Source organism: Sphingobium sp. ba1, assembly GCF_000743655.1.
Taxonomy (GTDB): domain Bacteria; phylum Pseudomonadota; class Alphaproteobacteria; order Sphingomonadales; family Sphingomonadaceae; genus Sphingobium.
Genome location: NZ_JPPQ01000083.1, coordinates 304,419 through 324,774, shown reverse-complemented (window position 1 = coordinate 324,774; position 20,356 = coordinate 304,419). Strand labels below are relative to the sequence as shown.

The following is a 20,356-nucleotide window of genomic DNA, read 5'->3' as shown; positions in this document are numbered from 1 at the left end:
CAGCACGGCGCTGGGCGAGGGGATGGGAGAGAAAGCGCTGTAATAGACCCGCCGCAACCGGTGGCGGTCATACAGGCTGCTTGCCCGCGTGATGATCGCCCGGTCGTCGGCCGCATCCGCCCCCACGATCATCTGGGTGGACTGGCCGGCAGGCGCAAAGCGCGGGGCATGGCGATATTTGCGGCGCGCGTCGCCGCTATCCTCCATCTCGGTGCGCATCTGGCCCATCGCGCCTTCGATCCGGGTGCCGTCCTTTTCCGGCGCCAGCCGCTTGAGGCCGCTTTCGGTCGGCAGTTCGACATTGATCGATAGCCGATCGGCATGCAGCCCCGCCTGGCGCATCAGGCCGGGGTCGGCATCGGGGATGGTCTTCAAATGGATATAGCCGCGAAAATCATGATCCTCGCGCAGCGACCGGGCGACTTCGACCATCTGTTCCATCGTATAGTCGGACGAGCGGATGATGCCGGACGAAAGGAATAGCCCCTCGATATAATTGCGGCGGTAGAAGCTGAGCGTCAGGTCCACCACTTCCTTGGCGGTGAAGCGGGCGCGACGCACGTCGCTCGACTTGCGGTTGATGCAATAATGACAGTCGAAGATGCAGCTGTTGGTCAGCAAGATCTTGAGCAGCGAGATGCAGCGACCATCGGGCGCATAAGCATGGCAAATGCCCATGCCCTCGGTCGAGCCGATGCCCTTGCCGCCGCGCGAATCCCGCTTCGACGTGCCCGACGACGCGCAGGAGGCGTCATATTTGGCGGCATCGGCCAGGATTTCGAGCTTCTGACGAGTAGACATCTGGACCATGTCGTTCGTGCTATGTTCTTTCTAGCGACAAGTCCAGCGTTTCAAATGCTTATGCCCTTTAGACCAGACCGAGCTTCGCCAGTTCGTGCAGCAAGGCAGGGGGCATGGCGTCGCGGGCATCGACTTCGCCATCGGCCAAGTCCGGCGGCGCGTCCTTGTCCTCCAGATAGCGCCAGCCCTGATGCGCGCGCTTGGGCGCGGCGCGCACCGGGATGAGGCGCGGTTCGAGCCGGACCCAGTGGCGGCCTTGCCCCGTTTCCTCGAAGCCCAGGATCGGGCTGCGGCCGACGATCATATGCGCGTGAATCCAGTAAAGCGATCCGCCCGCCATTTCCTCGACCCGCTTGGGCAGATAGCGGGTGGTGATCCGCGCTTCGCCGGGCTGGCTTTCCAGCCAGGCGCGCAGGGTGGCGGGGCTTTCGCTGCGAAAAGCGATCTTGGTGATGTGCAGCGGCATGGGCGCGATTTGGGGACGGTTTGGCGCAGCTTCAACGCAGGAAGAGCGTAGCCAGGCCCAGGAAGGTGAAAAAGCCGAGCGAATCCGTCATCATCGTCACGAACACAGCGGAGGATACGGCGGGATCGACATTATTGCGTTCCAGCGTGACCGGCACCAAAACCCCGGCCAGTCCCGCGACCATATTGTTGGTCAGGATCGCCGCGCCGAACACCAGCGACAGGTCGAGCCGCCCATAGATGACATAGGAGCCGATCGCGATCAGCGTGCCCAGCGTCGCGCCATTGGTGGCGGCGATGCGGAATTCGCGGCCGATCATCCGCGCGGTGTTGGAACTGGTCAGCTGATTGGTGGCGAGCGCACGCACGACCACGGCGAGCGTCTGCGTCCCCGCATTGCCACCCATGCCCGACACGATGCCCATCAGCGCGGCGAGCATCGCAAACCGCTCGATCGTCCCTTCGAACAGGCCGACGACAGACGCGGCCAGCATCGCCGTGCCGAGGTTCACGACCAGCCAGATCAGGCGCGCGCGCACCGTCATCAGGATCGGTTCGTTGATGTCGCCTTCGCCCGCGCCCGACAGGCGCAAAATATCCTCGCCCGCTTCCTCGGCAATGATGTGGACGACGTCATCGACCGTGATCATGCCGACCAGCCGCCCGCTCGAATCGACGACGGCGGCGGAGATGAGCGCATATTTCTGGAAGCGCAGCGCCACTTCCTCCTGGTCCATGTCGACCGGGATCAGCGTCTGTTCGCGCTTCATCAGGTCGGCCATCGCGACCGACCGGGGGCAGGTGAGAATCCAGCTTAGCTGGCAATAGCCAACCGGCCGATGCATCGCATCGACGACGTAGATTTCCCAGAAATCGGCGGTCAGGTCGCCATGATCGCGCAGATAGTCGATCACCTGGCCGACCGTCATATGTTCGGGCACCGCGACCAGATCGCGCTGCATCAGGCGTCCGGCGGATTCCTCCGGGTAGGACAGCGCGCTTTCGATCGCCGCGCGGTCTTCGGGGTCGAGGGCATCGAGGACGGCCTGCTGGTCGGCATCGTCCATATCCTCGATCATCGCGACGGCATCGTCGGTGTCGAGTTCGGCCGCGAATCCCGCCACCTGTTCAGGGGCCAGATCGCCGATCAGGTCGTCGCGGACATAGTCGTTGAGTTCGGACAGCACTTCCGCGCCGACCAGATCGCCGAGCGCTGCGGCCACCGCGCCGCGCCGGTCGGCGGGCGTGAGTTCGAGCAGATCGGCAATGTCGGCGGGGTGCAGCGGCGACACGAGATCGCGCGCCCGCTCGGCATCGCCATCCTCCACCGCGTCGAGCACGGCCGTCACATATTCGGGTCTCAGCCGGTCATCCTCGTCATGACGGGATTCGGCCTGATCGATCGCGGTCGCGTCGATCAGTTCTTCATCGGGCCGGGCATTGGCCTTGTCGCCGCGATCGCTCATGGCCCGCGCTACTGTCCGGTTCCTGTAACATGGGGGTGCTTTCGCCTATGCACACTGGAATTGCAATGGGGCGGCGGCAATGAACGCCTTATCCACAACAATCTTCCATCCCCTTTGTCAGCCTCTATATGGGGGCCACTACCCCTTCCCCGGCAAGAGAGGATCATCATGGCCGAAGAAACACTTACCCTCGCCCTCGACAGTGGCGGCGACGTCGTCATCAAGCTGCGTCCCGACCTCGCCCCCGGCCATGTCGAGCGCATCACCACGCTCGCCAAGGACGGCTTTTACGATGGCGTCGTGTTCCACCGCGTCATCGCCGGCTTCATGGCGCAGGGCGGCGATCCGACCGGCACCGGCATGGGCGGGTCCAAGCTGCCCGACATCAAGGCCGAGTTCAGCCGTCAGCCGCACGTCCGCGGCGTTTGCTCGATGGCACGCTCGTCCAACCCGAACAGCGCCAACAGCCAGTTCTTCATCTGCTTCGACGACGCGACCTTCCTCGACGGCCAATATACCGTCTGGGGCGAAGTGACGTCGGGCATGGAACATGTCGACGCGCTGCCCAAGGGCGAGCCGCCGCGCACGCCGGGCAAGATCGTCAAGGCGACCGTCGCCTGATCTGACCATCACCGCCCGCTTCGGGAAGCCGAACCGCCTGCCTTTGGGCGGCGTTCGACCTTCTCGAAGCGGATGGTGCTTATTTCTTGCTCTTGCCCGCCATGCCGTCGGTCATGGAGATGGGTTCCATCGCATTGCTGGCGTCGGCCGCCTGGATGGGCGGGGCATAGGCACCGATCCGTTCGATATGCCAGCGCCGCTGTTCGGCGGTCGATCCGGGCACATCGTTGACGCGGTGCAAGGTCACCTGGCGCAAGGCGTAGAAGGGTTTGCCGTTCGCGGCGATCCGGCCATAAAGCTGGACCGGCACGATGACATAAAGCGACCCGGCCGCGCCTTCCGGCTCGGATGGCGCGCCGACATTGGCGTGAATTTCACTGAAACCCCGAAAACGCGCCGCGAAATGCGCGTCATCCTGCGTCCCGATTTGGCCGCGCGGATTCCACAGCGCCTGCGCATCTTCGAACCGCTTTTCCTCCAGCAGGCCATAATAGCCCTGAACGACCTGCGCCGCGCCCTGTGCGCTGTCGGGATCGATCGATCCTTCGGCCAGCGGGGCTGGGTCGATCGGCAGGCCGCCCGGCGTGCCCGGCCCTGGCGGATCGAGCGGTTCCATCACCGCCATCGCCTCGGCCCGGAAGCTGTTTTCCACCTGGGCCACATTCGCGCCATTGGCGAGATTGTCGATCGCGCTTTCCTCCCGCCCGTCGCAGGCGGCGACGAGCAGGAGGGGTGTCAGTAAGAGTGCCTTCATCTGTCTCCGCATCAGTCTGGGCGTGTCCGCATGGCTGGGCCACGGCTGTTGGTGCGCGCCGGTCGATCGGCGCGAATGCTGGGGGCGGGGCGATTGCCAACGCTGCGCTGCGGCCGGGGCTGGCTCGCCTGCGGGCGATCCGGCCGGGCCTGCGGCGTCGGGCGCACGGCATTGTTATTCTGCCAGCGACCCCGGCCACGGTCACCCTCTACGCCGGGCTGCGGCCGCGGACGGGTATAGCGGCCATCGCCTGGCCGACCATCATTGCCGCGTCCGCGCCATTCGCCCCGTCCATCGCCGCGCCCGTCATTATCGCGCCCACGCCAATCGGGCCGCCGGTCGGGTCGTCCATCGCGATCCCGGTCACGCCAGCGATTGTCGCCACGCTCGGCGCGGCGGCCTTCCCAATAGCGGCGCTGCCCATCGTTCCAGCGGTGACGACGTCCGCCCCGATCGTAGACATAATAGCCGTTACCGGGATAATAATAATTATTGTACCAGCCGCCAAAGGCGCCGGGCTGATAATAGCCTCCGGGACCATAATAGCCGTCCCCATAATAGCCACCACCGCCATAATAGCCCGTGCCGACGTTTACGCCGCCATAGCCATAGCCGTCATCATAGGCGCAGCCCCCCAATGCCAGCGCGCCAATCAGGCCCATCGTAGCCAGTAACCGATGTCGGATGCCCGTCATCGCCTTTCTCCTCATCTTTATCTGTCACTGACGTAACGCGGGCCGGTTGAATTGGTTGTGAATGAAAATGGGGTGTGCCGTCCAGCGTTTATCTGCCGTTCAGATAAGGGGTGTTTCGTTCATCTGAGCGACAGAAACCGTGTTTTTTCCGTCACATAAATGTCAATCGTCCGGTTTTTATCGTTCGTTCAGGAAACCTTCGGGCGGGTCCGGTCATTTTGTGTCGTGTCTGGTGCAGCAGCTTGGAGCGCTCGCGCCGACCCGGCGGGTCCACACCGCTGCTTATCCTCAACAATAGAAAAAGGGTTACCCCCATGAAGACACTGCTTTTCACAGCGGCTGCCGCTGCGTCCTTCATTCCCGCCGTCGCGATGGCGCAGGACGATGGCAGTTCTACCCGTCGCCTCGAACCCTATGTCGGCGTGATGGGCGGCGTGCATAATTTCGACAGCGAAACCGGCAAGGAAGGCATTCCTCCCGTCGGCTATAAGGGCCGCATGGTCGAAGGCGTCGCTGGCGTGAATTATAATGTCGCAGGACCGATCGTTCTCGGCGTCGAAGGCGGCGCGTCCAAGGGCGTGTCGGGCGACATCGACTGGGAATATAATGCCGCTGGCCGTGTCGGTGTGAAGGCCGGCAAGGACAGCCTGATCTTCGGCAAGGTCGGTTACAAGTGGGTCAATTTCGACGCGCTCGGCCCCGATAGCCAGGATTTCCATGGCACCACCTATGGCGCTGGCGTGGAACTCTCGCCCGCCGACATGGGCAGCTCGGCCATGAGCAGCAACATCCGTTTCCGGGTGCAGGCTGACACGATGGGCAACTTCCGCTCGATCCGCCCGATGGCGGGTGTCGTCGCCAAATTCTGATCTGATTCCGAGCTAAAGGTTCGGGCGGGCCCTAACGGCTCGCCCCCACCAGCCAATCCTTGCCGCGGCAAGGACTGGGGGTCCGGGGCGGTGCATTGGACTGCCGCCGTCCCGGATTCTCCCGTTTTAGAGTATTTTAGAGTATTTTAGAGTATGATGACTTTAAGTCGCATCACTCCGTTCGCCCTGAGTAGGGGCTGAGCTTGTCGAAGACCCGTATCGAAGGGTCGGCTGCGCTTATATCCTTCGATACGCCATTTCGACTTCGCTCAATGGCTACTCAGGACGAACGGTTCTGAGTAAAGTCATCTCGCTCTAGAAAGCGTGCGCGCAGCATGAGCAAGATGCAGCTATGCTGCACCCGCCAGAACATCATCAATGTCGAAAAATGGTGGAGCCTAGCGGGATCGAACCGCTGACCTCCTGCATGCCATGCAGGCGCTCTCCCAGCTGAGCTAAGGCCCCGTCACCATCATCAAGCGCCCTTGGGTTGGCGCTTGCGAGGTCGCTGCCATTAAGTCGCAGCAACCTCGTTGGCAAGAACAAAAATCAGTTAATTGTCATCGCTATCGTCGTCGCCAGCGGCTTCGACACCCAGGTCGTCGTCACCGCCCAGATCGACGTCATTATCCGGCGAATCGCCATCATCATCGACGTCCAGATCCAGGTCCAGATCATCGTCGGCCGTTTCCAGCTTGCCGTCGGCGGTCTCGATGACCTTCTTGGGCGCTTCTTCGTAAGGAAGCGGCTGCTTGGACTTGAGAACCGGCTCCGGTTCCCAGGCCGCGTTGCAGTTGATGCAGACGACCGGATCGTCCTTGCCCAGATCATAGAAGCGGGTTGCGCATTTCGGGCAGGTCCGTTTCGTGCCCCATTCAGCCTTCACCATGTCCGGCCTGTTCCTTTTTAGATGCTCAAATAGACTTTACGCGGCGCAACGGCTGTTGCCCACGAAACGTCGCGCGCCTTGCCATAGCCCAAGCGCGCTGTCAAAAGCCGGGCGCATTTTTTCCCGCCAGACCAGACTGGACGAACCGTGACCGCTGCCGCCGAACTGCCCCGCCCGATGACATTCACCGCCGCATCCGCCCTGTCGGGCAGCGTGACCGTGCCGGGGGACAAGAGCATTTCGCACCGATCGCTGATGCTTTCGGCGCTGGCCGTGGGCGAAAGCCGGGTCGAAGGTCTGCTGGAGGGCGAGGATGTGCTGGCGACCGCCGCCGCCATGCGGGCGATGGGCGCGGACATTCAGCGCGACGCCGATGGCATATGGCATATTCATGGCGTCGGCGTTGGCGGACTGCTCCAGCCAGAGGGCGCGCTCGACATGGGCAATAGCGGCACGTCCACGCGCCTGCTGATGGGCCTGCTCGCCAGCCATGATCTGACCGCGACCTTCATCGGCGATGCCTCGCTCAGCAAACGCCCCATGGCGCGGGTCACCGACCCACTGGCGCAGATGGGTGCCAGCTTCACCACCAGCCCCGGCGGCCGGTTGCCGCTCACCATGCGCGGCGCCTGCCCCGCCGTGCCGCTCGACTATCGCCTGCCCGTCGCTTCGGCGCAGGTGAAATCGGCGATCCTGCTCGCTGGCCTCAACACGCCGGGCATCACCCGCGTCGTCGAGCCGATCCCGACCCGTGACCATAGCGAACGGATGCTGCGCGGCTTCGGCGCGGACCTGACGGTCGAAGTGGAAGCCGACGGCACTCGCATCATCACGCTGGTCGGCGAAGCGGAATTGCAGCCGCAGCAGATTATCGTTCCCGGCGATCCCTCCTCCGCCGCCTTCCCGATGGTCGCCGCGCTGCTGGTGCCGGGGTCGAAGGTGACGATCGCCAATGTCGGCCTCAACGCCACGCGCGCTGGCCTCATCGACCTGCTGCGCGAAATGGGCGGCTCCATCGAGGTCATCAACGCCCGCGAAGTCGGTGGCGAACCTGTGGGCGACCTGATCGTCACGGCGTCAGCCCTCAAAGGTGTCGAGCCAGACCCGGCGCGCGCGCCGAGCATGATTGACGAATATCCCGTCGCCTTCGTCGCCGCTGCGCTCGCGCAGGGCCGCAGCGTTTTTCGCGGGCTGGACGAACTCCGCGTCAAGGAATCCGACCGCATCGCCACCATGGCAGCCGGCCTCCGCGCGATCGGCGTGACGGTCGAGGAACTGGAAGACGGCCTCATCATCGAGGGCAGCGGCGGCGCGCCGCTCCAAGGCGGGGGGCCGATCGCCACCAAGCTCGACCACCGCATCGCCATGAGCTTTGCCGTCGCAGGGCTGGTATCGCGCGATGGCGTGACGATTGACGACATGCGCCCGGTCGCGACCAGCTTCCCAACCTTCACGGCTTTGCTCCAAGCGCTGGGTGCCATGGCATGACGTTCGACTGGGCCAACATCATCGGTCTGGCGGGCAGCGCCATGATGGTCGTCGCTTATGCCTACAGCAATATCGCCAAGCAGATGAACTTTGTCTTTTTCAATCTGTTAAACCTTGTCGGTTCGCTGCTGCTCATCTGGTCGCTGACCGTGCATTTCAACCTGGCGTCGATGGCGCTAGAAATCGTCTGGACCCTCATCGCCCTGCTGGGCCTCGTCAAAGCCATGAAAAGAAAATCCGCATGATCATCGCCGTCGACGGCCCCGCCGCATCGGGCAAGGGCACCATCGCCAAGGCGCTTGGTCGCCATTATGGTGTCCCAGTTCTCGACACTGGCCTGCTCTACCGCGCGGTCGGCCTTGCCGTGCTGAAAGCAGGCGGCGACCCCGACATCGAATCGGACGCGCTCGCGGCTTGCTCGTTTGGCGACGAAACCCTGGCCGATCCGGCGCTGCGCAGCGAAGCGGTCGGCAGCCTCGCCTCGCGCGTTTCCGTGCATCAGGCGGTGCGCGACGCCCTGGTCAAGCGGCAGCGCGATTTCGCGACCCAGCCGGGCGGCGCGATCCTCGACGGGCGCGACATCGGCACCGTCATCGCGCCCGATGCCCATGCCAAGCTGTTCGTCACCGCCAGCGTCCATGTCCGCGCCCAACGCCGCTATCAGGATGCGCTGTCGCATGGCGGCCATCCCGATATGGACAGCCTGATCGCCGACATCCAGGCGCGCGACACCCGCGACATGAGCCGCGACCATGCGCCGCTCAAAGTCGCCGATGGTGCGGACTTGCTAGACACCAGCGATTTGTCTATAGACGCGGCCGTCCGCCAGGCGATTGCGCTTGTGGACGCCCAGCTTGAAGGTCGCTCCAGAGGCTGACCCGTCAAGGCGTGCGGTATTCCGCGCGCCCTTTTCGCTTTTCTCGTCTGCGCGTCCGCAAACGCTTTTGCGGTAACGGATGTCCCGGCCGCATGCGGCGTTCGGGACAGTTTGGCCAAAGACCATCGGATACAACCGGTTGGCCAGCAATGATGAGTGAAGGACTAACCATGGCCTCTACGGCATTCCCCACGCGCGACGATTTCGCCGCGCTTCTCAATGATTCCCTCGGTGGTGAGGACGGCGGCTTCGAAGGCCGGGTCGTCAAGGGCACCGTTACCGCCATCGAAAACGACCTGGCCGTCATCGACGTAGGTCTGAAGTCCGAAGGCCGCGTGCCGCTGCGCGAATTCGCGATGCCGGGCCAGAAGGCTGACATCAAGGTCGGCGACGAAGTCGAAGTCTATGTCGACCGCGTCGAAAACGCCCATGGCGAAGCCATGCTGTCGCGTGACCGCGCCCGTCGCGAAGCCGCCTGGGACAAGCTGGAAGCCGAGTTCACCGAGAGCGCCCGCGTCGAAGGCGTCATCTTCGGCCGCGTTAAGGGTGGCTTCACCGTCGATCTCGACGGCGCCGTGGCCTTCCTGCCCGGCAGCCAGGTCGACATCCGCCCTGTGCGCGATGTCACCCCGCTGATGGACATTCCGCAGCCTTTCCAGATCCTCAAGATGGATCGCCGCCGCGGCAACATCGTCGTGTCGCGCCGCGCCATTCTGGAAGAAACCCGCGCCGAACAGCGCAGCGGCCTCATCCAGACGCTGGCCGAAGGTCAGATCATCGAAGGCGTCGTCAAGAACATCACTGACTATGGTGCGTTCGTTGACCTGGGCGGCATCGATGGCCTGCTGCACGTCACCGACCTCAGCTACAAGCGCATCAACCACCCCAATGAGATGATCAACATCGGCGACACCGTGAAGGTGCAGATCATCCGCATCAACCGCGACACGCAGCGCATCTCGCTCGGCATGAAGCAGCTTGAGAGCGATCCGTGGGAAGGCGCATCGGCCAAGTACCCCGTCGGTGCCAAGCTGTCGGGCCGCGTCACGAACATCACCGAATATGGTGCGTTCGTCGAGCTGGAAGCCGGCATCGAAGGCCTGGTCCATGTGTCCGAAATGTCCTGGACCAAGAAGAACGTCCACCCCGGCAAGATCGTTTCGACCAGCCAGGAAGTCGAAGTTCTGGTCCTCGAAGTCGATCCCGAAAAGCGCCGTATCTCGCTCGGCCTCAAGCAGGCCCAGAGCAATCCCTGGGACAGCTTTGCCGAACGTCACCCGATCGGTTCGACCGTCGAAGGCGAAGTCAAGAATGCGACCGAGTTCGGCCTGTTCATCGGCCTGGACGGCGACGTCGACGGCATGGTCCACATGTCCGACATCGCGTGGGGCATTTCGGGCGAAGACGCGCTGGCGCTGCATCGCAAGGGCGAGGCCGTTCAGGCTGTCGTTCTCGACATCGACGTCGAGAAGGAGCGCATCAGCCTCGGCATGAAGCAGCTTGAGCGTGGTGGTCCGGCCGCTGGCGGCACGACCGCTGCTGCTGCCGGCCTCAACAAGAATGCGATCGTCACCGTGACCGTTCTTGAAGTCCGCGACGGCGGCCTGGAAGTCCAGGCTGGCGACGATGGCGCCACTGGCTTCATCAAGCGCAGCGACCTTGGTCGTGACCGTGACGAGCAGCGTTCGGAACGCTTCCAGATCGGCCAGAAGTTCGACGCCATGATCACCGGCTTCGACCGTGCCAAGAAGCCGACCTTCTCGATCAAGGCAATGCAGATCGCCGAAGAGAAGCAGGCTGTTGCGCAGTACGGTTCGTCCGACAGCGGCGCGTCGCTGGGCGACATTCTGGGCGAAGCGCTCAAGGCCAAGACCGAAGGCTAAGCCTTTCGTCAAAGTCGACTAATTAGAGAAGCCCGCCGGGATCATCATCTCGGCGGGCTTTTCATATCCTTTCCGTATCGAAACAATCCCCGACCTGCGCGATTGTCAACGCCCTGTAAAAGCCCTATGATTAGCTAGGGAAAAATCAGGGGGCTCTGGAAATTCGATGATCCGTTCGGAATTGATCCAGAAACTGGCTGACGAAAATCCGGGCCTGACGCTCCCGGAAGTCGAGCGAATCGTCGATCTCTTCTTTAAGGAGATTGTCGATCGACTGGCATCGGGCGGTCGCGTCGAACTGCGCGGCTTTGGTGCCTTCACCACCCGCGCCCGCGACGCACGAACCGGACGCAACCCGCGCACCGGCGAGCAAGTGCCGGTCAGCGCGAAGCGCGTGCCCTATTTCAAACCCGGCAAGGAAATGCGTGAACGGCTGAATGCCGATCATGAGGATTGACGATTACGTCGCCGGGCGCTGACCATCAAATCGCGCTTGGCTCTGCCGATCCTCCCGACTATAGCCAGCCTTTGGTAATGCGGGCGTGGCGAAATCGGTAGACGCAACGGACTTAGATCATTGAGTGCGCACAGGGAAATCTGTGACGTAGAACTGCTCAAATTCGGGGAAACCTTTAACATGGCAATCCCGAGCCAAGCCTGAAAGTCCGCTTTCAGGAAGGTGTAGAGACTAGACGGGCAGCACCTGCACCCCGGCCTGCCGGGATATGGTGAAGGGATAGTCCAGACCACAAACGCCCCTCCGGGCGGCGGCGAAAGCCGTAGCGGGTAAGAAAATCCGTCGGGCTTTGCCCATGGGGGTTCAAGTCCCCCCGCCCGTACCAACCGCCTCTCCCACTCGATAGAAATTCCAGGTTCGATACACAGAACCGTCATGAGCGCATACTAAAGGCGCGGTCATAGCATAATATCGACCAAACCTTTGGGGACCATCATGAAATTTCTGGCTGGTAGCGCGATGATCGCGCTGCAATTCTCTGCGTGTGCGTTCGCGGTGGCGCAAGACAATATGCCCGCTGCATCCGATATCGACCGTGGCGACTCCATCATCGTGACTGGAACGCGCGATGCCAAGCGGACGAAATTCGATACGCTGGCACCCATTGACGTGCTATCATCCAAGTCCATCGACAATAGTATTTCCAACGATCTGTCTGATACTTTGGCGCAACTCCTGCCATCGTTCAACGTCCAGCGTTTGCCCGCCGCCGACGGTCAGGCCTTTGTCCGCCCCGCGACACTCCGTGGCCTCTCGGCCGACCAGACGCTGGTGCTGGTGAACGGCAAGCGCTATCACCGTTCCGCCCTGCTGGGCAGCCGCGGCGCGCAGTCCGCCGACCTTGCAACCATCCCCAATCTGGCGATCAAGCGCATCGAAGTGCTGCGCGACGGCGCATCTGCCCAATATGGCTCGGACGCCATCGCTGGTGTCGTCAACATCATCCTCGACGATGAGCCAGGCATGGAGGCCTTCGGCCAATATTCGCAATATTATGAGGGCGATGGCACCAATTACCAGACTGGTGCCCAAGGCGGCCTGGCCTTGGGCGATCGCGGCAGCATCGTCTTCACCGGCGAATTTTCGAAATCGGATGCCACCTCGCGCACCCGCCAGCGCCCCGACGCCATTGCGTTCCAGGCAGCCAATCCAACCCTCACCGTGCCCGACCCGGTCCAGCGATGGGGCCAACCCGACTTGCGCTCCGTTCGTGGCGCGATCAACGCCCATTATGACTTTTCCGACGCCGTAACCGCCTATGCCTTTGGCACGGTCGGCAATGGCGAGGGCGTAACCGATTTCAACTGGCGCAATCCGGTCGGGACCGGCAACGTCTATAATCCCAGCGCGGCCTTCCCCGGTTTCAGCTTCAGCAGCGTCTATCCCGTCGGTTTCACACCGCGCTTCGCCACGCAATATGATGATTATCAGGCCGATGGCGGCCTGCGCGGCGCGATCAGCGATCAGTTCACCTATGACCTCAGCGCCTCGTCGGGCCGGAGCAGAATCAACTATACTATGTCCGAATCGCTGAACGCTTCGTTGGGACCGCTCAGCCCAACGAGCTTCTATCTCGGCCGTTTGCGCCAGAGCGAATTCAACCTGAACGCCGATTTCGTCTACCGCCTGCCGCTGGGATTGGCCGAGCCCGCCAACATCGCTTTCGGTGCGGAACGGCGCAAGGAAACCTACGGCATCCGTCCCGGTGACCCAGCCTCCTACGCCATCGGGCCAGGTGCGGCTACCGGCCTTGCCCCCAACAGCAACGGCTTCCCTGGCTTCAATCCGCTAAGTTCAGGTGAATGGTCGCAGACCAGCTATGCCGGCTATCTGGACCTGGAAGTCCACCCGGTCGAAGCGCTGACGCTCGGCGCGGCGGGCCGCTATGAGGATTTCTCGGCCTTTGGCGACACCTTCAACTACAAGCTCTCGGCACGGCTGGAGCCGGTCAAGGGCGTCGCGGTGCGCGGCACCTATTCCACCGGCTTCCGCGCCCCAACCCCGGCGCAGCTCAACGCCGTCAACACCACCCAGGGCCTTGACACGCAAACGCTGCAGATTTTCAACACGGGCCGCCTGTCCCCCAATGATCCAATCGCCATCGCGCTGGGTGCCCAACCGCTGACCCCGGAAAAGTCGCGCACCATCACCGCCGGTCTGACGTTCCAGTCCGAGTTCGGCCTGAGCGGCAGCATCGATCTCTATCAGATCAAGCTGCGCGACCGGTTCGGCCAGTCACGCTCCTTCACTGTGCCTGCCACCCTGCCCAATCCACAGCGGTTCACCGCCGTCACCTATTTCACCAACGACTTCGACACCCGCACCCGCGGCATTGATGTCGTGCTGGCCTATGCGCAGCAAGTGGGACCGGGCAAGGCCGACCTCAGCCTCGCCTATAATTACAACCAGACCAAGGTGACGAGCGGCACCTCTGCCGCGATTGCCAACGAAACCCAGCGGATCATCTTTGAAGAACGGTTGCCCAAACATAATGGCACGGCGTCGCTCGGTTATACGATCGGCCGGTTCGGGTTGCAGGCGCGCGCGCGCTATTATGGGAAATGGACCGATGTCAGCGGCAATGCCACTGGCGACATCTTCCAGCGCTTTGGCGCCATGACGCTGTTCGACCTGTCGGCCAGCGTGCAACTGACCGACAACATCACGGTTCGGGCGGGCGCGGAAAATATCTTCGACACCTATCCCGACGAAGCCACCAACCAGGCGGTGCGCGGTCTCATCTACTCGCGCAACGCCCCCTTCGACACCGATGGCGGCCAATATTATGTTCGCTTGGGTGTAACCTTCTGATCGGATAGCATAGCCCGATGGATATTAGTCGCAGGCAGATGATGATGGCAACGGCGGCAGCCCCGCTGGCAGGACGGATCGACGCCGCCCTGCCAGCGGCGGCGGCCGTCCGGCCCGCTGACGAAAGCCATTGGGCCAAGATCGCAGCGCATTATGATGTGGTGCCTGACATCATCCAGTTGGAAAACGGCAATTGGGGCATGATGGCCCGCCCGGTACTGGAAGCCTATGAAGCCAAGGTCCGGCAGGTCAATCGCGCGACCAGCTATTATGCTAGGCGCGGCCTGACGCCCGACCTGTTCGCCGTGCGCGATCGCGTCGCGGCCAAGATGCAGGTCGATCCCAGCGAAATCGCCTTCACCCGCAATGCGACCGAAGCGCTCAAAAGCCTGATCGGCGGTTATAATCGGCTGCGGCCTGGCGATGCCGTACTTTATGCGGATCTGGATTATGACAGCATGCAGGCCTGTTTCGAATCCTTGAAACAGAGCCGCAATGTCGATGTCCTCCGCATCGACCTGCCCGAACCGGCGACGCATCAGGGGTTGATCGACAGCTATGAGCAGGCGCTCAAGGCCAATCCCCGCGTTCGGCTCATCCTGCTGACCCATCTCAGCCATCGCACTGGCCTCGTCATCCCGGTGCGGGAGATCGTCGCCATGGCCCGCGCGCGGGGCGTCGATGCCATCGTTGACGCGGCACACAGCTGGGGCCAGATCGACTTTTCACTGCCTGACCTTGATGCCGATTTCATCGGCTTCAACCTCCATAAATGGTGGGGCGCCCCGCTTGGCGTTGGCGTCCTCTACATCCGCAAGGCCAAGATCGACCTGATCGATCCCGACATCGGCAATGCGCCCCCTTTCGCGGCCAACGCCTATGCGCGCGTCCACACCGGCACCGTGGATCTCGCTGCGCAACTCACCGTGCCTGCCGCCCTCGATTTTCAGGACGCAATTGGCGGTCCCGCTCGCGCCGCCCGGTTGCAGTATTTGCGCGATCGCTGGGCCGAAACCCTACGGGGTACGTCCGGGCTGGAAATTTTGACGCCCGCCGACCCGCGCCTGCACGGTGGAATAACCTCTTTCCGCTACACCGGCCACACAAGCGCCAGCGCCAATGCCGCGATCGCCAAACGCCTGCTCGACGAGCATCGCATCTTCTCCGTGCAGCGCAACGGCCCAGCGCGCGGTGCCTGCGTGCGCATAACCCCCGCCCTGTTCAACAGCGCCGACGACATCGATGCCCTGGTCCGCGCGCTCCGGTCGATCGGCGCATCGCTTTAATCCCGACGCAAAGTCGACCATTACCAAATGCTCCGAGAGCCGGAGGTCCGTCCTTACGTTACCTGCGCCCGTATCGTGCTAGCGGAGTAGACTTCCACCCCTTGCCAGGCATCGGCCTCAAAGCGGACCCGGATCTTCGACTGCCCCCGCGCCGTGTCGGCGGGCAGCGCATAGGTCTGGACATTGCGGGCGGACGTTACCGCGCCTGTCAGCCGTTCGCGCGCCAACTGCTTGCCATCCACCAGGATGCGGAAATCCTTGTCGCGCTGGCCACCGCTATAGGTGATTTGCAGCGCCAGCGGCCCAGGTGCGACCGCCAGGTCGAACTCGAAAAAGCCCTTGTTCACGATCCGGCTGCGGTCGGCGACGTGCGAAACCGCCTCCGATCCGCCACTGTCGGCAAAGCCGTGATCGACCTCCGGCTGTTGTTCGCCCAGGCGGATGACGTCGATCGTGCGCGCGGCCAGGTCCGCCCGCGCCTTGGCTGTGCTCTCCCACGCCACCCGTTCGGTCTGCCATTCGGCAGTATCGAAGCGGCGGAAATAGACGGCCGTGCGGTTGTCATGCTGCGCAAAGAAGGGCCGTAACGTCAGGTCACCGGGCTTTCCCTGTTCGCCCAAACGATATTGGTGCAGGCCGCCCGCCGTCACCAGGGCCGGCACGCTCTGGTCGGTGACGAGGGCCGGGTCGACGCCCTCCCACGACCGTTCGCGCGGCCCCATGTCGCCCGCCAGCACCAAGGGGCCACTCAGGAAAGCAATCAGCTTGGCATCGTCGGGCATCGCTTCGACCCGCACCGTCATGGGCAGCGACAATGTGATCTGGTCGCCCGCCTTCAAGCCCGTCAGCATCAGATAGCCGTCTTCGCGGACCCCCGCCGTCTTGCCATTCACCTGCAAGATCGGTGCAACGCACCAGCCGGGCACACGCACCGCCAGCTTTTTCGGTGCTTTCGTCACCGCGATCCGCACCATATCGTCCAGCGGAAAGGCGGTCTCCATGTCGATCTGCGCTTCGGGCGCATTCAGCGCCGAGGCATAATAAAGATTGATCGCGACCGCGTCGTCACGCTTCCAATATATGCTCTCGCCATGTTTGGAATGGCTTTCCATGCCCGACCCGACGCAGCACCAGAAATCCTCGGTCGGGTTCGAATGGACGCGCGCCATCCCCGATGCCAGCCCCGTGAAATAGGTGAACATACCCGTCTTGGGGTCTTGCTGGCTCATGATGTGATTGAGGTGCGACCGCTCGTAGAAATCGAAATAGCGCGCGTCGCCATTCCACCCGTACAGATGCCGTGTCAGGCGCAGCATATTATAGCTGTTGCACGCCTCGCACGTCTGCTGATCAAGCCGCTGGGCCAGCTGGCGTGGCAGGCCGAAATGCTCATGATCCGAATTACCGCCGATGACATAGCTGTGATCGTTCGTGACGGTGGCCCAGAAGAATTGCGCCACCTTCGCCTGGTCGGCATTGCCGGTCAGTTCATGCAGCCGCGCTTCGCCGACGATCTTGGGTATCTGCGTATTGGCATGCTTGCCCGCCAGTTCGTCGCGCCCGGCCAGGAGCGGATCGACGATCGCATGATGCCGCATCCGCTCCGACAGGGTCAGCCAGCGGCGATTGCCCGTGCGTTTATATAATTCGGCATAGGATTCGGTCAGCCCGCCATGCTCGGTGCGCAGAATATCCTGCACCTGGGCATCGCTTAGTCCTTCCACGATCGTACCGAGATAATCGCCAAGGCCGATCGCCACGGACAGGCCATCCTTGATCCCCGCATGGTGATGCGCATCCAGCGCACCGGCGATGACCTTATGATAAGTGTAAAGCGGCACCCATCCTTCGTTCAGGCTGAACCCGGTCGATCGGATGTCGTTCTTGCGCAGTTCTTCATAGACGATCTTGCCATCTACCGTCTTGCCATCGCGCTCGACGGTGGTGCCGCCCGCATAACCGTCGCCCTGCTTCGCCTGGATCGCCTTGAGTTCGCGCACGATATAGGCAGCGCGGTCGCGAAACGGCGCATCGCCCGTCTGCGCATAGATCAGCGACAGCGCGCTCAGATAATGGCCCAGCGAGTGCCCAGCGATGCCGCGCGACTCCCATCCGCCATAAACATCGCCTTTGGTCGGCAGCCCAGCCCCGGCATGGAAATTATGCAGCAACCGATCCGCATCGAGCGACAGAAGATAGCGCTGGTTCGCCTGTACCGACGTCAGGAAAATCGACGGCTTCAACCGCACTTGCGACAATGGAAAGGGCGTCGCCCCCGATGATGCGCCACGCGCCGCCCAGGCAAAGGACGGCATCGTACCGAGCGCAACCCCTGCCCCCAACATAGCGCGGCGCGTCCAATCCATGTCACTCTCCTGATCCAGTCGTTGGGCCGACCCTATCTCCTCTTTTTGTATGAGTAAATGCCATCAAGCCGCGATCATTCTGATGCGGTGCATGGTGATTTGGATGTGGCTATCGATGCTGAGAGTCGCCCACCCCAGCACATGAGCTATCTGTTTCCCTGCGAGCCAACGCCCAATTCAAACTGAGGAATTGCCAAGCTACAGGTCCAATACCGCCCAATCCCCTGAATACGTATGTGGGATGCTGTGCAGATCGGGCATCGCAGGACTAATATCCTTTCAGACCGAAAGCGGCAAGAAGCGCCGTCACAGGCGTCTTGGGGAGGGTGTTTCTGCAATGCACACTATATATGGTTCTGTTCTGCGCGCGGCTTTGATGGCGGGCGTTTCGCTTTCCGTAACGTCGATCGCATCCGCGCAAACGACCGATGCGCCTGCCGCCGCCGACCAACCCGTCGATGCCATCGTCGTCACCGGCATCCGCGCATCGCTGGCCTCCGCCGCCAAGATGAAGCGCGATTCGGTGCTGATCGTCGATTCCATCACGGCCGAAGATGTCGGCAAGCTGCCCGACGTCTCGATCGCGGACTCGCTCGCCCGCCTGCCGGGTGTCACCGCCCAGCGTCTCGAAGGGCGCGACCAGCGCCTGTCGATCCGTGGCCTTGGCCCCGACTTTTCCACCACCCTGCTCAACGGGCGCGAACAGGTGACCGTCGGCGACAATCGCGGCGTGGAATATGATCAATATCCGTCCGAATTCTTCCAGAACGTCAATGTCTACAAAAGTTCCGACGCAGCCCTGATCGCGGCCGGCATTTCCGGCACGGTCGACCTTAGAATGCTCCGCCCGCTCGACAAGAATGACCGCATCATCGCCGTTGCCCTGCGTGGCCAGATGAATGGCCTCGACAAGCTGAACCCGGATGGCGAACGCTATGGCTATCGCGCGTCGGCCACCTATGTCGATCAATATGCCGACGATACGCTGGGCCTCGCCATCGGTTTTTCCGCCTCGCACACCCCGTCGCAAAATGAGCGCTTCAACGCCTGGGGCTATCCGACCGATGCCGACAACAACCTGATCATCGGCGGCGCCAAACCCTATGTCCAATCCAACCTGTTGAAGCGCTATGGTGCCGTCGCCACGCTGGAATGGCAGCCGAGCGACAATTTCCATTCGACCTTCGACGTCCTCTATTCGCATTTTGAGGAAGAACAGCGGCTGCGCGGCATCGAATTTCCGCTGGTCTGGGGCACCAATGTCGGCGTCAGCGATGTGACGGTGGAAGATAGCTTCGTCACCGGCGCGACCTTCAGCAACGTCTATGGCGTGCAGCGCAACGATTATAACAAGCGCACCGCCGACACCATCTCGCTGGGCTGGAACAACCAGTTCCGCCTGAACGACAGGCTTTACTTGAACGTCGATGCCAGCTGGTCGCGCGCCAAGCGCACCGACTTCCTGCTCGAAACCTATTCGGGCACCGGCTATCTGCGGTCGGGCGTGCCCGACACCGTGCGCGTCGATCGCCAGTCCAACGGCCTGTTTCAGATCGTGCCGACCATCGACTATACCGACACCAACATCATCAGCCTGACCGATCCCAATGGCTGGGGCTATAATGGCACGACCGCCGTGGTGCAGGCGGGCTTCCTGAACCAGCCCAAATTCATCGACGATCTGCGCTCGTTCCGCACGAACCTGACGGGCGAGATTGAAGGCAGCATCTTCAGCAACTGGGAAGTGGGCGGCAATTACAGCCGTCGCAAGAAAACCAGTGCCTTCACTAGCTATTTCCTGTGTCCGACGGGCGGGACCGATTGCACCATCGCGGGCGGCACCCCCGGTTCAGCTCCTGTTCCCAGCGAAGCGCTGCTCGGCTCCAACGTCTCGCTCGGCTATCTGGGCGTTCCGGCGATGCTGACGCTTGATCCGCTCTATCTCTACAATAATGTCCTCGACGCGGTATATGATAATCGCCCGCAATCGCTCGTGCGCGATAACTTCGTGAAGGAAGATGTGTTCACGGGCTATGCCAAGATGACGATGGACGGCGAACTGGGCGGCAAGCCGCTCAAGGGCGCGTTCGGCGCGCAGGTGATCCATTCCAGGCAGCGCTCGGTCGGCACTATTTCCAGCTTCGCCAATGGCGTGGTTACGGTGGTGCCTGCTTCGGGCAAGACCAGCTATACCGATTTCCTGCCGAGCGCGCAGATGTCGGTCGAGCTGGAACCCGGTTTCTTCATCAAACTGGGCGCCGCGCAGGCCATGGTCCGCCCGCGCCTCGACCAGGAGCGGGTGAACCAGGAATTCAGCTTCGATCCCTCGAAGATCGGCCTGGGTTCCGACCCGTTCAACAGCCCGTTCAGCTCGAACGGCGGCAACACCAATTTGCGTCCCTATCAATCGACCAATATCGACCTGTCGGTGGAACGCTATTTCCGCAATGGCGGCTATGTCTCGCTGTCGGGCTATTTCAAGAACCTGACCGACTTCGTCGATCCCAACAACAATATCGCTTATGACTTCTCGTCGCTTCTGCCCGCCTTGCCTGCGGATATTCGCAA

The 20,356-nt window shown here is 62.3% G+C and carries 17 protein-coding genes and 1 tRNA gene; 10 read left to right on the top strand and 8 right to left on the bottom strand.

Going from position 1 to position 20,356, the window contains the following annotated elements; translation table 11 throughout:
• From IL54_RS24465 to mgtE, 3 genes are all read right to left on the bottom strand, one after another.
• Positions 1–810, bottom strand: an 810-nt coding sequence (locus IL54_RS24465) for a putative DNA modification/repair radical SAM protein (RefSeq protein WP_037480666.1), incomplete at its 3' end; no start/stop codon positions are given.
• Between the two features lie 58 nt (positions 811–868).
• Positions 869–1,267, bottom strand: coding sequence for a DUF1489 family protein (locus IL54_RS20840; protein ID WP_037480095.1), 399 nt, complete (start codon positions 1,265–1,267; stop codon positions 869–871).
• A 31-nt stretch (positions 1,268–1,298) separates the two neighbouring features.
• Positions 1,299–2,732: a magnesium transporter gene (gene mgtE / locus IL54_RS20835; RefSeq protein ID WP_037480093.1), complete on the bottom strand. Its 1,434-nt coding sequence runs from the start codon at positions 2,730–2,732 to the stop codon at positions 1,299–1,301.
• Positions 2,733–2,900: 168 nt separating this feature from the next.
• Between mgtE and IL54_RS20830 the strand changes: the two genes are divergently transcribed.
• On the top strand, positions 2,901–3,353 hold the full coding sequence (locus IL54_RS20830; RefSeq protein ID WP_037480090.1) for a peptidylprolyl isomerase: 453 nt from the start codon (positions 2,901–2,903) through the stop codon (positions 3,351–3,353).
• 79 nt (positions 3,354–3,432) lie between these two features.
• Here IL54_RS20830 and IL54_RS20825 read toward each other — a convergent pair whose 3' ends face one another.
• Together IL54_RS20825 and IL54_RS20820 are read right to left on the bottom strand one after the other, a co-directional pair.
• Positions 3,433–4,107, bottom strand: a complete 675-nt coding sequence (locus IL54_RS20825; protein ID WP_237748976.1) for a hypothetical protein — start codon at positions 4,105–4,107, stop codon at positions 3,433–3,435.
• An 11-nt stretch (positions 4,108–4,118) separates the two neighbouring features.
• On the bottom strand, positions 4,119–4,802 hold the full coding sequence (locus IL54_RS20820; RefSeq protein ID WP_037480086.1) for a hypothetical protein: 684 nt from the start codon (positions 4,800–4,802) through the stop codon (positions 4,119–4,121).
• Positions 4,803–5,116: 314 nt separating this feature from the next.
• Here IL54_RS20820 and IL54_RS20815 point away from each other — a divergent pair, with 314 nt between their 5' ends.
• Positions 5,117–5,671, top strand: a complete 555-nt coding sequence (locus IL54_RS20815; RefSeq protein ID WP_037480083.1) for an outer membrane protein — start codon at positions 5,117–5,119, stop codon at positions 5,669–5,671.
• 389 nt (positions 5,672–6,060) lie between these two features.
• On the opposite strand, the gene IL54_RS20810 is transcribed toward IL54_RS20815, so the two are convergent.
• Positions 6,061–6,136: transfer RNA gene (locus tag IL54_RS20810), tRNA-Ala, on the bottom strand.
• 88 nt (positions 6,137–6,224) lie between these two features.
• Positions 6,225–6,560 carry an FYDLN acid domain-containing protein gene (locus IL54_RS20805; protein WP_037480080.1) on the bottom strand — a complete coding sequence of 112 codons (336 nt, stop codon included), beginning with the start codon at positions 6,558–6,560 and terminating at the stop codon, positions 6,225–6,227.
• Between the two features lie 177 nt (positions 6,561–6,737).
• Here IL54_RS20805 and aroA point away from each other — a divergent pair, with 177 nt between their 5' ends.
• The 7 genes from aroA (at position 6,738) to IL54_RS20770 (ending at position 15,422) form a co-directional block, all read left to right on the top strand.
• Positions 6,738–8,048 carry a 3-phosphoshikimate 1-carboxyvinyltransferase gene (aroA, locus tag IL54_RS20800; RefSeq protein ID WP_193378929.1) on the top strand — a complete coding sequence of 437 codons (1,311 nt, stop codon included), beginning with the start codon at positions 6,738–6,740 and terminating at the stop codon, positions 8,046–8,048.
• Positions 8,045–8,293, top strand: coding sequence for a CBU_0592 family membrane protein (locus tag IL54_RS20795; RefSeq protein WP_037480075.1), 249 nt, complete (start codon positions 8,045–8,047; stop codon positions 8,291–8,293). Before aroA ends, IL54_RS20795 begins: the two co-directional genes overlap by 4 nt.
• Positions 8,290–8,925 carry a (d)CMP kinase gene (gene cmk, locus IL54_RS20790; RefSeq protein WP_037480072.1) on the top strand — a complete coding sequence of 212 codons (636 nt, stop codon included), beginning with the start codon at positions 8,290–8,292 and terminating at the stop codon, positions 8,923–8,925. Before IL54_RS20795 ends, cmk begins: the two co-directional genes overlap by 4 nt.
• A 170-nt stretch (positions 8,926–9,095) precedes the next feature.
• Complete coding sequence (rpsA, locus tag IL54_RS20785) at positions 9,096–10,808, top strand: 30S ribosomal protein S1 (RefSeq protein WP_037480069.1); 1,713 nt, start codon at positions 9,096–9,098, stop codon at positions 10,806–10,808.
• Positions 10,809–10,974: 166 nt separating this feature from the next.
• On the top strand, positions 10,975–11,265 hold the full coding sequence (locus IL54_RS20780) for an integration host factor subunit beta (RefSeq protein WP_037480067.1): 291 nt from the start codon (positions 10,975–10,977) through the stop codon (positions 11,263–11,265).
• 495 nt (positions 11,266–11,760) lie between these two features.
• Positions 11,761–14,136: a TonB-dependent receptor plug domain-containing protein gene (locus IL54_RS20775; protein WP_037480064.1), complete on the top strand. Its 2,376-nt coding sequence runs from the start codon at positions 11,761–11,763 to the stop codon at positions 14,134–14,136.
• 17 nt (positions 14,137–14,153) lie between these two features.
• A complete protein-coding gene (locus IL54_RS20770) occupies positions 14,154–15,422 on the top strand; it encodes an aminotransferase class V-fold PLP-dependent enzyme (protein WP_156106329.1) in 1,269 nt (422 codons plus the stop codon).
• Positions 15,423–15,475: 53 nt separating this feature from the next.
• On the opposite strand, the gene IL54_RS20765 is transcribed toward IL54_RS20770, so the two are convergent.
• Positions 15,476–17,788, bottom strand: a complete 2,313-nt coding sequence (locus IL54_RS20765) for a glycoside hydrolase family 127 protein (protein WP_037480062.1) — start codon at positions 17,786–17,788, stop codon at positions 15,476–15,478.
• A 337-nt stretch (positions 17,789–18,125) separates the two neighbouring features.
• Between IL54_RS20765 and IL54_RS20760 the strand changes: the two genes are divergently transcribed.
• Positions 18,126–20,356: TonB-dependent receptor (locus IL54_RS20760; protein WP_037480660.1), on the top strand; the 2,231-nt coding region annotated here is incomplete at its 3' end.